The sequence below is a fragment of the Planococcus glaciei genome, assembly GCF_900099655.1.
Lineage (GTDB): Bacteria > Bacillota > Bacilli > Bacillales_A > Planococcaceae > Planococcus > Planococcus glaciei.
On the sequence record NZ_FNDC01000005.1, the window covers coordinates 149,296 to 164,953 of the forward strand.

14 protein-coding genes are annotated in these 15,658 nt (G+C 50.9%); 5 read left to right on the forward strand and 9 right to left on the reverse strand.

The features are described from left to right. The first annotated feature begins 236 nt into the window (after positions 1 to 236). Both BLQ32_RS08620 and BLQ32_RS08625 read left to right on the forward strand, forming a co-directional pair. The gene (locus BLQ32_RS08620; protein WP_074510035.1) at positions 237 to 1,862 is read left to right on the forward strand and encodes a glycoside hydrolase family 13 protein; all 1,626 of its coding nucleotides are present in this window, start codon (positions 237 to 239) and stop codon (positions 1,860 to 1,862) included. Positions 1,863 to 2,080: 218 nt separating this feature from the next. Next, positions 2,081 to 4,063 (forward strand): penicillin-binding transpeptidase domain-containing protein, encoded by a 1,983-nt coding sequence (locus BLQ32_RS08625; protein ID WP_074510036.1) that lies wholly within the window; start codon positions 2,081 to 2,083, stop codon positions 4,061 to 4,063. 292 nt (positions 4,064 to 4,355) lie between these two features. Here BLQ32_RS08625 and BLQ32_RS08630 read toward each other — a convergent pair whose 3' ends face one another. After that, positions 4,356 to 4,790, reverse strand: a complete 435-nt coding sequence (locus BLQ32_RS08630) for a WapI family immunity protein (RefSeq protein ID WP_074510037.1) — start codon at positions 4,788 to 4,790, stop codon at positions 4,356 to 4,358. 226 nt (positions 4,791 to 5,016) lie between these two features. On the opposite strand from BLQ32_RS08630, the gene BLQ32_RS08635 reads away from it, so the two are divergent. From BLQ32_RS08635 to BLQ32_RS08645, 3 genes are read left to right on the forward strand one after another with little or no spacing between them, the layout of a single operon-like run. Continuing rightward, positions 5,017 to 5,493: a MarR family winged helix-turn-helix transcriptional regulator gene (locus BLQ32_RS08635; protein ID WP_074510038.1), complete on the forward strand. Its 477-nt coding sequence runs from the start codon at positions 5,017 to 5,019 to the stop codon at positions 5,491 to 5,493. Beyond that, the gene (locus tag BLQ32_RS08640; RefSeq protein ID WP_074510039.1) at positions 5,490 to 7,214 is read left to right on the forward strand and encodes an ABC transporter ATP-binding protein; all 1,725 of its coding nucleotides are present in this window, start codon (positions 5,490 to 5,492) and stop codon (positions 7,212 to 7,214) included. The genes BLQ32_RS08635 and BLQ32_RS08640 overlap by 4 nt, the downstream gene beginning before the upstream one ends. Then, entirely contained in the window at positions 7,211 to 9,070 is a 1,860-nt protein-coding gene (locus BLQ32_RS08645; RefSeq protein ID WP_074510040.1) for an ABC transporter ATP-binding protein, read from the forward strand. The genes BLQ32_RS08640 and BLQ32_RS08645 overlap by 4 nt, the downstream gene beginning before the upstream one ends. Positions 9,071 to 9,115: 45 nt before the next feature. On the opposite strand, the gene BLQ32_RS08650 is transcribed toward BLQ32_RS08645, so the two are convergent. From BLQ32_RS08650 to BLQ32_RS08680, 8 genes are all read right to left on the reverse strand, one after another. After that, the gene (locus tag BLQ32_RS08650) at positions 9,116 to 9,955 is read right to left on the reverse strand and encodes a CPBP family intramembrane glutamic endopeptidase (protein WP_074510041.1); all 840 of its coding nucleotides are present in this window, start codon (positions 9,953 to 9,955) and stop codon (positions 9,116 to 9,118) included. A gap of 80 nt (positions 9,956 to 10,035) precedes the next feature. Then, the gene (locus BLQ32_RS08655; RefSeq protein ID WP_074510042.1) at positions 10,036 to 10,911 is read right to left on the reverse strand and encodes a CPBP family intramembrane glutamic endopeptidase; all 876 of its coding nucleotides are present in this window, start codon (positions 10,909 to 10,911) and stop codon (positions 10,036 to 10,038) included. A 198-nt stretch (positions 10,912 to 11,109) separates the two neighbouring features. Continuing rightward, the gene (locus BLQ32_RS19825) at positions 11,110 to 11,280 is read right to left on the reverse strand and encodes a hypothetical protein (protein ID WP_157833094.1); all 171 of its coding nucleotides are present in this window, start codon (positions 11,278 to 11,280) and stop codon (positions 11,110 to 11,112) included. A 260-nt stretch (positions 11,281 to 11,540) separates the two neighbouring features. Continuing rightward, a complete protein-coding gene (gene hutG, locus BLQ32_RS08660; RefSeq protein ID WP_074510078.1) occupies positions 11,541 to 12,476 on the reverse strand; it encodes a formimidoylglutamase in 936 nt (311 codons plus the stop codon). A 183-nt stretch (positions 12,477 to 12,659) separates the two neighbouring features. Continuing rightward, complete coding sequence (locus BLQ32_RS08665; protein WP_036802321.1) at positions 12,660 to 12,998, reverse strand: winged helix-turn-helix transcriptional regulator; 339 nt, start codon at positions 12,996 to 12,998, stop codon at positions 12,660 to 12,662. 129 nt (positions 12,999 to 13,127) lie between these two features. After that, positions 13,128 to 13,517, reverse strand: a complete 390-nt coding sequence (locus BLQ32_RS08670; protein ID WP_036802324.1) for a hypothetical protein — start codon at positions 13,515 to 13,517, stop codon at positions 13,128 to 13,130. Positions 13,518 to 13,536: 19 nt separating this feature from the next. Next, the gene (locus BLQ32_RS08675) at positions 13,537 to 14,928 is read right to left on the reverse strand and encodes a sensor histidine kinase (RefSeq protein WP_074510043.1); all 1,392 of its coding nucleotides are present in this window, start codon (positions 14,926 to 14,928) and stop codon (positions 13,537 to 13,539) included. After that, the gene (locus BLQ32_RS08680) at positions 14,925 to 15,596 is read right to left on the reverse strand and encodes a response regulator transcription factor (RefSeq protein WP_074510044.1); all 672 of its coding nucleotides are present in this window, start codon (positions 15,594 to 15,596) and stop codon (positions 14,925 to 14,927) included. Before BLQ32_RS08680 ends, BLQ32_RS08675 begins: the two co-directional genes overlap by 4 nt. Positions 15,597 to 15,658: the final 62 nt, after the last annotated feature.

The window sequence follows — 15,658 nt, forward strand, 5'->3', positions numbered from 1 at the left end:
AAATCCAAAAAAAAGTTGTTTTTTAGCCATAAAATTATGGTTTAAGGTGCATATCCTGTGGGCAAGCGGGTATGTACTAAAAACCAATAAAATCATTGCTGCTGCCGCTTGGAATTGTTGCAAAGACCCTGGAAAACACAAAAAATAAATGGAGGAAACGGGGCGCGAAACTAGTTTTTAACCTACGCGGTTGATCAAACGCGGATTGTGTGATCGTTTTTAAAGGAGTCAGCGATATGAACAAAAAATGGTGGAAGGAAGCAGTTGCTTATCAAGTGTATCCGCGAAGTTTTAAAGATTCGAATGGCGATGGGCTTGGCGATCTGGCAGGTGTGGCAAGCAAGCTCGATTATTTGCAGGAGCTTGGCATCGACGTCATTTGGATTTGTCCGATGTACCAGTCGCCGAATGATGACAATGGCTACGACATCAGCGATTATCAGGAGATTTTAGACGAGTTTGGGACAATGGAGGACTTTGACCATCTGCTTGATGAAGTGCACAAGCGCGGCATGAAACTCATCATTGATCTGGTCATCAACCATACAAGCGACGAACATCCCTGGTTCCAGGAATCCCGTTCATCAAAAGACAATCCGAAGCGGGACTGGTATATTTGGCGGGACGAACCGACCAACTGGGAAAGCATTTTCGGCGGGCCAGCCTGGGAGTACGACAAAGAGACGAAGCAGTATTACCTGCATTTGTTTTCAAAGAAACAGCCGGACTTGAATTGGGAGAACCCCGAAGTGCGAAAAGCGTTGTACGAAATGGTGAACTGGTGGCTGGACAAAGGCATCGACGGCTACCGGGTGGATGCCATCAGCCACATCAAAAAAGATTTCAGCGACATGCCGGACGATGCTCATCGGGCGTTTATCCCGGCTTGGGAAAAAATGATGAACGTCGAAGGCATCCAGCCGCTGCTTGCTGAACTTCGCGATGAGACGTTTGCGAAATACGACATCATGACGGTCGGAGAAGCAAACGGCGTCAAAGTCGATGACATCGGCGAATGGATCAGCGAAGAAGACGGCAAATTCAATATGGTGTTCCAGTTTGAAGATATGGGGCTGTGGAATGCCGATTCAAAACATGGCATTGATGTCCGCAGGCTGAAAGAAATTCGTTCCCGCTGGCAAAAAGGCGTGGAAGGCAAAGGCTGGAATGCGCTGTTCATTGAAAATCACGACAAACCGCGCGTAGTTTCGACATGGGGCAATGACCGGCAATACTGGCGTGAAAGTGCGACGGCATTCGCCTGCATGTACTTTTTCATGCAAGGCACACCGTTCATTTACCAGGGGCAGGAAATCGGCATGACCAATGCGCCGTTTGAAGAAATCGAGCATTACAACGATGTGCGGACCCACAATCTTTACTTCTACAAACGGCAGACCGGCATGATGCATGATGACGTCATGACGCTCATCAAAGCGACGAGCCGCGACCATTCCCGTACGCCGATGCAATGGGACGCAAGCCCACACGGCGGTTTCTCGACTGCGGAACCTTGGCTCCGGGCCAATCCGAACCACAGTTGGCTGAACGTGGAAGCACAGAAAAACGATCCGCATTCGGTGTTGTCGTTCTATAAACAAATGATCTGGCTGCGCAAGCACATGGAAGTGCTCGTATACGGCCGCTACAATCTTGTAGAAATGGGACACGAATCGGTTTTTGCCTATACACGGGAAGACGAGCACGAAAAAGTCCTCGTTGTAACCAATCTGGGGCAGCATGCCTGCTGGTGGGACGAACCGGAAGACGGCACTTTATTGTTAGCCAATTATAAAGTAATCGATCCCAACCAATTGTACCCTTACGAAGCACGTGTTTATAAAGTGAAACTCAATCAGTGAGGTTTTCCACTGACCGTTAAAGCGGGATAAAGTGAAAAAATGAAACAAAATATAAAGAAAGCTGTCCTACTGAAGGACAGCTTTTTTGCGGAGAAATAGATTTCTTTTGCAAAGTTTCATTCGTAACCGAGTTTATTTTTAATTGAAAATAAAGTGATTTATTCTTTTTCTTATTCGGTAATTATTGGTAATATAAAGGAAGAACTGGAGGTCGGGAAATGAAGAAATACTGGGCAGCAATTTTATTAATCGGAGTGTTTGTGCTTTTGGCAGGCTGTTCGCAGCAGGCCACGCCGGAAGACCGGCTGGCGGCATATATCAATCATTGGAATAAAGGCGAGTATGCCGAAATGTATGACGGATTTTTGAATGACGGCACGAAACAGGCGTATGACAAAGCGCAGTTCGTGGACCGCCAGCAAAAACTGAAAGAAGACTTGGGAATCGATGGGCTGGAAGTGGCTTATACGAAACCGGCAGAAGATGCAAAATGGGAAGAAGAGCAGCCGGCGGATTTTCCGGTGCAGGTCAAAATGAACACACTCGCCGGACCGGTGGAGTTTGAAAAAACGATGGCGCTTCTTCACGAGACGCAAGGCGAAACGGAAGACTGGTTTGTGGAATGGGATCCGTCGTTCATCTTCCCGCAATTGGAGGCCGAAGACGAAATCCGTATCGACCGCATCAAAGCGGTGCGCGGAGAAATCCTGGACCGCACCGGAAAAGGAATCGCCATTAACGGCGGCGGCTACAATATCGGCATTGTGCCCGAAAAATTCACGGACGACAAGAAAAAAGCCGAGCTTGCGAAACTGCTGAACCAGACGGTCGAACAAATCGATGCGAAGCTTGGGCAGGACTGGGTCAAGCCGGAATTGTTTGTGCCGCTTGCAAAAATCGCGCGCAACAATACGGAAGTGCTCGATAAAGCCATTGCCATTCCAGGTGTCGCGGCGCAGCAAACCGCGATGCGGGAATATCCGTACGAAGAAGCGCTTGGGCATTTGTCGGGTTATATCGGCAGCATCACAGCGGAGCAATTGGAAGAACGGAAAGACGAGGGCTACGCAACCGGCGACCAAATCGGGCGCCAAGGCTTGGAGCGGACATTTGAAGAACAGCTCCGCGGCAAAGATGGCATGCGAATCTGGATCGATAAACCGGCAGAAGGCGTGGAGCCGATTACGGTTGCCGAACAACCGGTAACAGACGGAGAAAACATCACGTTGACGATTGATGCGGAACTGCAGAAAAAAGCGTTCGCTTCGATGAAAGGCGAACCGGGAACAGCGGCAGCGGTGAATCCGAAAACGGGAGAAACTTTGGCGCTCGTTTCCTCGCCAAGCTTTGACCCGAACGAATTCACGCTCGGCATCAGCGGCGACCGCTTTAAGGAACTGGAAGCCGATCCGCTGACGCCGTTGTTCAACCGCTTTGCCCAGGCTTATGCACCCGGTTCGACCTTGAAACCGGTGACGGCTGCAATCGGCTTGGAAGCGGGGACCTTGAAGCCTGTAGAAGGCTTGGAGATCAACGGCAAGACGTGGCAAGGCGTTACGCGCCTGCATCCGGAAGCACCGAATCCAATTGATTTGAACAAAGCCTTGGTGTTCTCAGACAATATTTACTTTGCCCAGCAGGCACTCAAAATGGGCAATGAAACCTTTGCCGAAGGCTTGAAGAAATACGGATTCGGGGAAGACATTCCGTTTTCGATGAACTTAGAGGCTTCCCAGATTTCCAATGAAGGCACCATCGATTCGGAAGGCCAGCTCGCAGCGACTTCGTTCGGCCAAGGACAGATGCTGACGAACATCCTGCATTTGGCGACGATGTACGAACCGTTCCTGACTGACGGCATCATGTACAAACCGACGCTTGTGCTGGACGACAAAGATGCGCAGGTGTGGAAAGAAGGCTTGATTTCAGCGGAAAACGCAGCGACGCTCCGCAAAGGCATGCGCAACGTAGTTGTTGACGGCTATGCGCAATCGGCGAACATTCCAGGCGTTGCGCTTGCGGGCAAAACCGGTACAGCCGAACTGAAAGCGGCCGGGGAAGAACGCGGCAAAGAAAACGGCTTTTTCGTCACGTACAACGAAGCCGATCCGACGCTTCTGCTTGCGATGATGGTTGAAAACGTCGAAGACAATGGTGGCAGCGATTATGTGGCCGGCATGGCGGTGGAAGTGTTTAAATAAGAGGGATGATTTTTAGGCTGTCGAGAGGTTCTCGGCAGCTTTTTTGTTTTGTCTAAATGCGTTCATTTGAAGGGAACGGCGATAGAAAGTTGAAAAACTTCGATAAAGTTGTGAGAAACTTCGATAGAAACACTGGAAACTTCGATAGAAAACTTAAATACTTCGATAAGAATAGCCGGAAACGTCGATAAAGGGTTGAGGCTCGTAGCAGAGCATAAAGCGATGTTTCTTTTTAACGCACAAAAAAGCACTGCAGCATGCAGTGCTCAGAAAATGTTTCATATAAAAATCTTCACCGAACTTTCCCAACCACCGGATAAGCTTCCAGCACTGTATCCACTTCGTCGATCAAAATCCGCAGGTAGCTTTGGTCGGACGTGAAGGTGCAGGACAGTTTGGCGCTGTCTCCTGCCGGAAAGCGGGTTTCCAAGTTCCAGATGATCTTGCCAAGGGAGTTCATCGTGCCGGTCAGATGGATGTAGTCATCCAGGTTTTTTAACGTGGCGGTTCCTTTTAAGGCCTCGTTCATGTCGCGCAGTTCATCGGCAAATTCCTTTAATTCATTCGTTCGGAGGTCGGCTTCAAAATGCGCAGTGTATCCGGGGATCTCCAGATGGATGCGGGAAGCGATCCAATTGGCATCCCAATAATCCCGGCTATTCGGGTAATTCCGCTGCAGCACTTCGATTTCCAATTTCGTTTTGTCGCCCAACACAAGAAATTTCAATCTTTTCACCCCGGTCATGATAACTGTTTTAACTTAAGTCTATCAATAATGCACAGAAAAGAATATCGAAAGAAAAAGAAAAAAGCGGTGAGCCAATAAACCTTTGAATGAAGCTCGAAAACCGATCCAACTTTTTGACTCTCTAGATGGATAGGAGTAGATTTAAGCTATCGAAAAAGATGGTTCGAAATGGAACTGTTCGAAAACGGAAGGATGAGCATGGACCATGAAAGAGGAAAATGAAAAGTTAACGCGTTCGATCCAGTTGATGCGGTCATTCCGGAATGTGCAGAAAAACTTGATTTGCCTGGAGCAGCAGACGGCAGCCCGGAATGGGTTGTCGATGCCGCAATACGCAATTTTGATGACGCTTGGAAAATGCAAAGAGATGACGCAGAAGAAGGTAGGGGAAGTGACGTTCCTCCCGAAAAGCACCTTGAGCCAGGCGGTGGATGGCCTGGTTCGTGACGGGTTTTTGGACCGCCGGCAAGTGGAAGACAACCGGCGGGAAATGCAGCTCGCGTTGACCGAAAAAGGCGTGTCGCTTGTCGAAGCAGTCCACCAGCAGGAAGGCGGAAGCCATCAGCGGTTCCAGGAAGCCGTGGAGTCGCTGAGCGATGAACAATACGAAAAACTGCTGGAGATCCACCAGCACATTTCCGCGCATTTGGATGTGCGTGAGTTAGAGGAGCAGCGCAAATGATACGAATTCTAAAAAACTTGAGTGTCTACAAATGGCTTATTGTCGCTGTCACGCTTCTGATTTTTGGCCAGTCGATGGCGGACCTCTTTTTGCCGACATTGATGGCGGACATCATTGACAACGGTGTCGTGAAAGGGAACATCCCTTATATCTGGCAGATCGGCGGCTGGATGCTGTTGATTTCCGCGCTCGGGGCGGTTGCTTCGATTACGGCGAGTTACTATTCATCAAAAGCTGCAATGGGTTTAGGGCGTGACCTTCGCGGCCGCGTGTTCAAGCATGTGGAGAAATTTTCGCTGCAGGAGTTTGACCAGGTCGGCACGGCGTCGCTCATTACCCGGACGACAAACGACATCACACAAATTCAGCAAGTAGTCATGATGATGCTGCGCATGGTCATCAGCGCACCGATCATGCTCGTCGGCGGTTTGATCATGGCGATTTCCCAAGATGCGAAATTGTCGCTGGTCATTGTCGGCGCAATGCCGTTTCTGGCAGGTTCAATCATTTTGATTTTCAGAAAAGCGATGCCGTTGTTCCAGGAAGTGCAAAAGCGGCTCGACCGCCTGAACCTGGTGCTGCGTGAAAACCTGACCGGCATCCGCGTCATCCGGGCGTTCAACCGCGAAACGGAAGAAAAAGCCCGGCTGCAAGGAGCAAACCGCGATTTGACGGACGTCTCTATCCGGGTCAATAAAATCATGGCATTCATGATGCCGGTCATGATGCTCGTCATGAACTTGACGGTTGTGGCGGTTATTTGGTTCGGCGGCATCCGCATTGACAACGGGGCGATGCAAATCGGTGATTTGATGGCCTTTATCCAATACGTCATGATGATCATGTTTGCACTTGTCATGGCGTCGGTCATGTTCGTCATGGTGCCGCGTGCCGCCGTTTCGGCGAACCGCATCAACGAAGTGCTGGATATGAAACCGTCATTCCAGGACTTGGGCAACGATACGGCGGACCATGAACGCGGCACGCTTGAGTTTGAAAACGTGACCTTCAGTTACCCGGGAGCCGAGAAACCCGCGCTGTCGGACATCTCTTTCAAAGCGAAGCCGGGTGAGATCACCGCCATTATCGGTGGGACCGGCTCCGGGAAGTCGACATTGATCAATTTGATTCCGCGTTTTTATGAAATTTCAAGCGGGGCCATCCGGGTCAACGGCGTCGATATCCGGAATGCGTCGCAGGATGAAGTGCGTTCGAAGCTCGGCTTTGTGCCGCAGAAATCGATTCTCTTTACCGGCACGATTGCCGACAACATCCGCTTCGGGAAAGAAGAAGCGACGCAGGCAGAACTTGAACACGCCGTCTCGATTGCACAGGCGACTGAATTTATCAGTGGGCTGAAAGAAGGATACGCGACCGAAATTGAGCAAGGCGGTTCGAACTTGTCGGGCGGCCAGAAGCAGCGTCTCGCGATTGCCCGGGCGCTTGTCCGGAAGCCGGATATTTATATTTTTGACGACAGTTTTTCAGCGCTTGATTTCAAAACGGATGCACGGCTCCGCAAAGCGCTGAAAGATGAAACGAAAAATGCGACGGTCTTGCTGGTGGCGCAGCGCGTCAGCACGGTCGTCGACGCCGACCGCATCATCGTCCTGGAAAACGGGCGGGTTGTCGGCATGGGCACGCACGAAGAATTGATGAACAGCAACGAAGTCTACCGGGAAATCGCCTATTCCCAGTTGTCAGAGGAGGAGATCGCATGAGCAACGAAAAACGGCCTCCAGGCGGCAGACCCGGCGGCGGACACGGCGGGCCTCCAGGCATGAGCATGCCTGCCGAAAAACCGAAAAATTTCAAAGTGACGTTCAGACGGCTCGTCCGGTATTTGAAGCCGCGCAGCAAGCGCTTGACGGTAGTCTTCCTCGCTGCCATTTTAAGTACGGTGTTCTCGATTGTCGGACCGAAACTGACAGGGAACGCCATCACGGAATTGTTCGAAGGGGCATACGGCAAACTGCAGGGAACGCCGGGTGCCGGCATTGATTTTGGCGTCATTGGCGAAATCCTGTTGGTGCTGGCCGGATTGTATATCTTCAGCAGCCTCTTCAGTTATTTGATGCAGTACATCATGTCGACGGTGGCGCAGGATACGGTGTATGACTTGCGCCAGGATGTGAATAAAAAACTCGAGAAGCTGCCTTTGAATTATTTTGACGGCCGGCCAAACGGTGAAACTTTAAGCCGCATGACGAATGACATTGATACCATTGGCAGTACGCTGCAGCAAAGCTTGACGCAATTTATTACGTCGGTTGTGATGTTGGTCGGTATCATTGTCATGATGCTGACGATCAGTCCATTATTGACCTTGATCGCATTTGTTTCATTGCCTCTGTCGCTGTTTGTCATCCAGCCGATCTTGAAGCGGTCGCAGACACAATTCGCCAACCAGCAGCGCTCGCTCGGCGAATTGAACGGCCATATTGAAGAAATGTACACCGGGCATCCGGTGGTGAAGGCATTTGGCCATGAGAAAAAAGCAGTGGCCAAGTTTGAACAAGTGAACGACGAATTGTACGAAGCGGGGCGGCGCGCCCAGTTTATCTCGGGGATCATCATGCCGCTCATGACGTTTATCGGTAACTTCAGCTATGTGGTGATCAGCGTTGTCGGCGGGATTCTCGTGACGCAGCGGGCGATTTCGATCGGGGACATCCAGGCGTTCATCACGTATTCGAAACAGTTTACCCAGCCGATCATGCAAGCGGCGAATATCGCGAACATCGTCCAGTCGACGGTGGCGGCAGCGGAACGTGTCTTTGAACTGCTCGATGAACCGGAAGAACAGAAGGAAGTCGAAGCAGTCAGCCTGGACAGAGCGAAAGGCGCGGTGGTGTTCGAAGGAGTCGACTTCGGCTATGGCGAAGAATTGCTGATCCACGACATGAACATCCGAGTGAAACCGGGGCAGACAGTCGCCATCGTCGGGCCAACGGGTGCCGGCAAGACGACGTTGATCAACCTGTTGATGCGCTTTTATGAATTGAACGCGGGACGGATCCTAATCGACGGTCTGGATACACGCGAAATGTCCCGAAGCTCGCTCCGGCATAGCTTCGGCATGGTGCTGCAGGATACCTGGCTTTTCAACGGCACCATCAAAGACAATATCGCCTACGGCAAAAACGGTGCGACCGACGAAGAAATCTTCGCCGCAGCCGATGCCGCGCATGCGGACCATTTCATCCGTACACTGCCGGACGGCTATGACACCGTGCTGAATGAAGAAGCATCAAATATTTCACAGGGCCAAAAACAGCTCTTGACGATTGCACGCGCCATATTGGCGGACCCGCCGATCATGATTTTGGACGAAGCCACGTCAAGCGTTGATACGCGGACGGAAATCTTCATCCAGCAGGCAATGAACCGGCTGATGGAAGGGCGCACAAGTTTCGTTATTGCGCACCGCCTGTCAACCATCAAAGATGCCGATTTGATTCTCGTGATGGACAAAGGGAATGTCATCGAACAAGGCACCCATACCGAACTGCTTGAGAAAAACGGCTTTTACGCCGATTTGTACAACAGCCAGTTTTCGGAGAAAGTGGCCATTTAATTTGGATAAAAAGAAACCGCTCAACAAGTTGTTGAGCGGTTTTTATTAATTTTTAAACCCTTTTTTATTGAGAAAGACGACTTTCCGGTTCTTTTTCCAAACGTTTTCACGGATCAGCCAAGCGGCAAAGCCGACTAATAATAAGGTGCCGATGGCAAGAACGATGAGGTTCGGCACTGCTTTCTCAGCGATTTCGGACATTTCCTGCACACGCAGTGCTTCCGGCCAAGTTGGGACATAGGCCATCGTGAGCGCATAAAAAGCGTTGTAGGCGATATGCAAAATGATTGGTGCCAGCAAATTCTGCGTTTTCAAATACAGCAAGGCCGCAATGATGCCGAATAGGAACGCGCCAAGAATGTCATCGTGCATCAAGCCGAACAGCAGGCTCGAGATGAACACACCGCCCCAGCGGGAAGTTTTCAGCGCCATCCGCTTCAACAGCACGCCGCGGAAAATGAATTCTTCCGCAATCGGTTCAAGCAAAATCATAATGGCAACCGTGATAGCCAAGTAAAGCGGACTTGCCGGCAGCGGAACCGGCTCCAGCAAATAAGCAGCCCAGCCCGGTGCAATCGACCCGAAGACGTTCAGCTGAAGCCACAAAAAGCCCAGTGAAAAAGCGATTGACCCGACAATCAGCCCAATAACTGCGCCGATCCAGCGTTCGATGCCTTGTGTAAAGGCGAACGTGGACAGCGTCACGCCCTGCAGGCGGAACTGATAGGTAAAGAACCAGGCGGGCACGATCCCGTAAAGAGCCACCGATACCAGGATCCATTCCAAGTCTTCGCTCATCGGGAAAACGGTCGTGGCGTAAATCAGCGAAAGGTAAACAGTCAGGGTAATCCCGACAATGTAACGAAACTTCATTTTCTCAAACATTCGTGCACTCCTTATGTAGAATAAATCCAGTATAGCAGGAGTTTCGGCTTATGGAACTAAAAATATATCCCAAAACGCCGTTAAGGCATTTCGGGATGATCGGGTTCATTCTGCAGGGCTTCCCGTTGTTTTTTTAAGAAGGCCTGGTACTTCTCTTTTTCTTTTTTCTTGTTCAAGCTTTGCGCCAGCCGCAGGATGACCGCGAAGATCAGGATGCTGGTGACGAACAGGACAATCGCATTCGGCACGGCTTTCGTGTAGATGTCCGCGCTTTCCATCACGGTCAGCCATTCGGGCCAGCCGGGGCTGATGAACATCAAACCGACAACAAGCGAGTTATGGAAGATGTGCAGCAAAATCGGAATCAGCAGATTGTCCGTCAGCAAATACAAAATCGACGCCGTCACGCCGAACAAGAACGCGCCGAAAAAGTCCATGTGGAGCATCCCGAACAACAGGCTCGATGTCCCGATTCCTTCCCACATCGACGTCTTGGAAATCAGCCGTTTTAGGAGAAGCCCGCGGAACATGAATTCTTCCGCAATGGGTCCAATCACTGCAACAATGAGCGATACAGTGATTAGATATGCAGTGTTGTCTGGAAACGGTGCCCGCTCGAGAAGTGAGTCGACCATCCAGGGAGCGACCGGCATCAAGACGCGCAGCTGCAGCCAAAGCATCGCCATGGAAAAAAACGTCGACAAAGTGACAAGGCCGGCGAGCGGCAACAACCAACGCGAAGCGCCTTTTAAGAACACGACGCGCGACAGCGGCACTTGCTGCTTTTGAAACTGCCGCCCGAAATACAGGACCGGCACAATCACATAAAAGGTCAGCTGGATGCCGACATCCAAGACGAGCGGATTTGGCGAAAGCTGCACCAGTATAAAGGCGGCAATCAGTATTCCGAAAAACATCCAGCGGACAAAGTCACGGGTCCTCATTTCTTCAAACATGCTATGCACCGCCTCTCAGGTTGACCTAAGGCAAGCGAGAAAAGTAAGCATCAGCGACAGAGGTGTTTAGTTACTTATATTTTACCCGAAAATGGGAAGACTAACTATTTTGGAGGAAGTTTGGAGGAGGAAAAATTCTCATTTTTGCGGAAGGAAAAACCGCCCGGAACCGGACGGTTTTCTGTTATGTATGAATGCTTAAAGGCCTTTTTGCTGAAGTTCCAGCTTCTTCTGTTCCAGCGCAATCTTGTCGCGCTCCAGCTGGATTTTCGCTATGTTCACTTGTGCTTTCGTGCGCATGTCAAAACCGATAAGCACCAGAAAGGCAAGACCAAGTATAGCCGCCAATGCAAATAATCCGATTTCCATGGAATCCCTCCTTCATAAAAGACTTCTGCTTATTCTACGGAAGAGAGGGGCAGAAGTTTCAGGTTGATTTGTGGGGCAGAAGCGTATTTTTGTTGTCGCCGAGCGTATATGCGGAGTTATGGAGCGTATTTTAACCTTAGCTGAGCGTATTCTTTAGACAACCGAGCGTATTCTAAAAACGAAACCGCAAACCCTTTAAAAGACAGATGCCCAAACATAAAAAACGCACCAGCTAAGTTCAGCTGGTGCACTAAAAAGATTTAATTGAACGCAGCCATCACTTCGGCTACCAAATACGCTGCAAGCTTTGTGGTCTTGCCGTTCTCGTCAATTGTCGGATTGACGTCGGAGATATCGAAGCTTTGCACTTTTGGGTTGGCGACGATGTGCCATAGCAATTGCCGCACGACGACTGGTTCAAGCCCGAACGGTGACGCGTCGACGATGCTCGGGGCATGGAACGATGATAGGGATTCCATGCAGAAGCTGACGATAATGTGGTCGTGCTTCTCGCAAAATGCATCGATGACGTTTTGCGTGCTTTGCAAGTCGCGCAGCGCAAGGTCTTCCGCAAGCACATACTGCGCGCCGAGCTTGTCAGCCTGATTGAATATGGCGCGCGTGTTGCCGAGCGGCTGGACGCCGAGCACCAGGTAGCCGGCATTGTCATCCGACTCCAGGATCTGCTTGAACATCGTGCCGGCATGCGGGCGATCCGACTCCTGCAGATCGAAATTGGAATCGATGCTGATGATGCCGATTTTCGCATCAGCGCCGAAAAAGCGCCGCGCTCCCCAATAATGGCCGTAAGTGGTTTCGTGTCCGCCGCCGAGGATGATCGGCGTCGATCCGCAGCGCAGCAAATTGCTGACGTGTTCGCCCAGTTCCCGCTGCGCTTTTTCCATCTTGCCATCTTTTTGCATCACGGTGCCGGAATCAATAAGCGGGCGCCCGCCCAAATGATCGGGCAATTGCGCCAGCTGGCTCCGGATCTGGTCCGGTGCTTCGGCAGCTCCGGCCTGTCCGCCGCTGCGCTGGACGCCTTCATCGCATTCAAAGCCGAGGATGGAAAAAGAGCCTTTCGGCGCCTCGATGCTGCTCACGAATTCGACGCTTTGGTGAAAGCGGAAACTATCCCGGTCTGACTCGCTGTCGATCGGTCCGTGCCAAAAATGCTTTCTCGGTAATTTATACAAATAGAACACCTCGAGTAAATATATTATAAAGCTTCATCTTCCTATTGTAATGAATTTCAGGGAGCTGTGCATGAAAACATTCCCCAAACGGAAAAGAACAAAAAAGGAAAGCCGCCAATGCGGCGGCTTTCCTTCTGATTTATTTGGTCGATCTGCTTTTTGATTCAAAAAGAACCAATCCCATTAAGAGGATTCCTTGTCAGTTTGGCGTTCGATTTCCATGTACTGCCGAGCCCATTGCTGCAAGGGCTGGAGGCTGTCTGCCAAAGCGCTGCCTTTTTCGGTCAGGCGATACATGGCTCCGGATGCACCGCTTTCCACGGCTTTCTCAACCAGGCCTTCTTCTGCAAGTTCGGAAAGCTTCAGCGACAGCGATCTGGAGGTAATGCCCTTGATGTCGCGCTTGATGTCCGAGAAACGCGCTGTCTGATTTTCACATAGCGATAAATAATGGACGAGCTGTCCGGTCCATTTTTTCCCGAGCACCTGAAAAGACGCTTCTATATATGGAGAGACTTTCATTTTTATCACTCCTTAACAAAATTGCGAACACTTAAAGATAATCTAAGTATAAAAAGTATACTACTGGGGCGGAGTCAGATGAAAACGACCTCTTCCAAGTTTTGCACCCTGGAAAAGGCCTATCCACTTTTACTCTTTTTCCGTCAAGAACGAAATGACCACAAACAACAGGAAAGCAAGCAAGAGCAATGATCCGCCGATGATGAACAGAATCATCACCAATGTTTCATTCCAATTGAACGGATTCAAGTTGTAAATCCACATGCCGGCCGTTAAGCCGAATGCGCCGGCCATGGCGAGGACGCTGTGGACGGCAACCAATTTCTTGTACTTGACCGTATAGACGCGGTAGAAAATGCCCCAGGCAAATACCGATAGCCAGCCGACGACTAAGATGTGGGCGTGGACGGGGCGCAGCGAATAATCCATTTCGCCCGCCATTTGTGAACCAAGAAATGTGCCAATAAAGCCAAAAATGGCTGCGAACTGGATCAAGCGTAGACTCCAGGTTTTTTCCATAGTAAGAACCTCCAGTAAGTTAATGTTTCGTTTCCGGAGACGGGAAGGTGATGGTAAATTCGCTTCCTTCTCCGGAGTGGCTTTGGACTCCGATCGTTCCGCCGTGCAGCGTGACAATTTGCTGGACGATGGACAAACCGAGCCCGGTGCCGTCGTTTTTGCGTGCCGCATCAACGCGGTAAAAGCGCTCGAACAGCTGCGGGATGGCGTCTTCCGCAATGCCGATGCCGCTGTCTTTGAACGACACCGCTATCCCATTATCAGTCGAACGCAAGTTGATTTCAATACTGCCGCCGGGTTTATTGTACTTGATGGCATTGGTCAGCAGGTTGTCCCAGACGTTTTGGAGCAGTTCCGCATCCCCGTGGAATAAAACCGGGGCCAGCTTGTATGAGATGTCGATGTCTTCCTCTTCCAGGCGCCAGCGGTATTTCTGGATAACGCTTTTCAGACTTTCATCGAGGCGAAACTCGGCAGCTTTCATCGGGTAGGCGCCTTGGTCAAGCGAAGTCAGCAGCAGCAATTGCCGCGTCAGGCTGGACAGCCGTTTCGCTTCCTGGTCGATGATCGACGTGTAGGCGAGGCGGTCGCTGTCTGACAGGTCCGGCGACTTTAACAGGTCTGCATAGCCCTGGATGTTCATGAGCGGCGACTGGAAATCGTGCGAGACGTTATTGATGAACGATTTCCGCGCGAGATCGTTGTGCTTCAATTGCGTCTGCATCAAGTTGAAGCTTTCCGACAGCTGGCCGATCTCGTCGTTGCGCTTGATTTCCAGCGGGTAGCTGTAGTTTTCGCGTGCAATGTAGCGGGTCGCTTCGGTCAATTGGACAATCGGGCGTGTCAATTGGCGGGCCATCCAGATCATGCCAAGAATGCTGACAATGCCGATGGCGCCGACAAACCCGATCAGGACGGCGTGGATATCGGTCGCGACAAGTTTCGTGTCCTGCCGGATGAAAAGTCCGTAGGTTTCATCCTCAAACGTAAACGGCACCCCGACCGTGTTATGAAGCTTGTTCGAGAAATGGGAAATCATGAAAATTTTGCCCGAAAAATCATCCAGGCCGGTATACATTACGCCGTCGGATATGACGCGATCGGCTTCCTGCGGCAACGCTGTGTCGTCAAACGCGTCCCCGTAAAAGGTTTTCCCGCCGCTGCTGTCGACGACCGCAATCTGGTAGCCGAGCTTCGCCACCGCTTCCAAGTACCGGTCAAAGCTTTCTTTCGAATACGGCACATAATTGACCGTCGACACAATTTCTCCTGCGACGGCTATGTTTTTCTCAATTTCCTGTTCTTTTGTGACCGTCAAATAGAAAAAGTTGGCGATGGCAAAGCCGATCAAAATGGAAATGGCCAGGATGAACAGCGTAGAAACGATAAATTGGCGGTACAGCGACTTCATTTCGGCGCCTCGAGTTTATAGCCGATGCCGCGCAGTGTATGGATTTCGACATTGGCGCCGTAGCGCTTCAGCCGGTCCCGTATACGGTTGATATGGGTGTTCAAGGTCATTTCATTGCCTTCGTTGTCTTCGCCCCAAACCTGTTCCATCAACAGGCTGCGGGGCGTCGCCATATTGGCGCGCGCCGCCAGGACCGACAGGATTTCGAATTCCTTCAGCGGCAGGATCAAAGTTTCATGGTCGATGGCCACTTCGAAATTGCGGCGGTTGATCGACAGATTGCCGGCGTTCAGATTTTCCTGCAGGGAACGCTCGGAACGCCGGAGTACGACTGCGACGCGGAACAACAGCTCGCGCGGTTCAAACGGTTTGACCATATAATCTTCGGACCCGGACAGGAAGCCTTTTTCCTTGTCGTCAAGCTGCCCCTTTGCCGTCAGCAGAATTACCGGGATCTCCAGCTCCTGCGTCAGGATTCGGGTCAATTCAAACCCATCCATTCCGGGCATCATGACGTCGACAATGGCCAAGTCGACGGTGAGCTCTTCAAGCAGCAGGAGCGCCTGTTCCGCGTCACTTGCCTTGTAGACGGTATAGCCTTCCTTGCCGAGATGAATCGCGACCAGCTGCTGAATATAAAGGTCGTCGTCCACGACGAGTATTTTCATTGGAATTCCTCCCCATCAATAGAAAGCCCGGCATAATTGGTAGCCGGGCTATCAGCTCATTC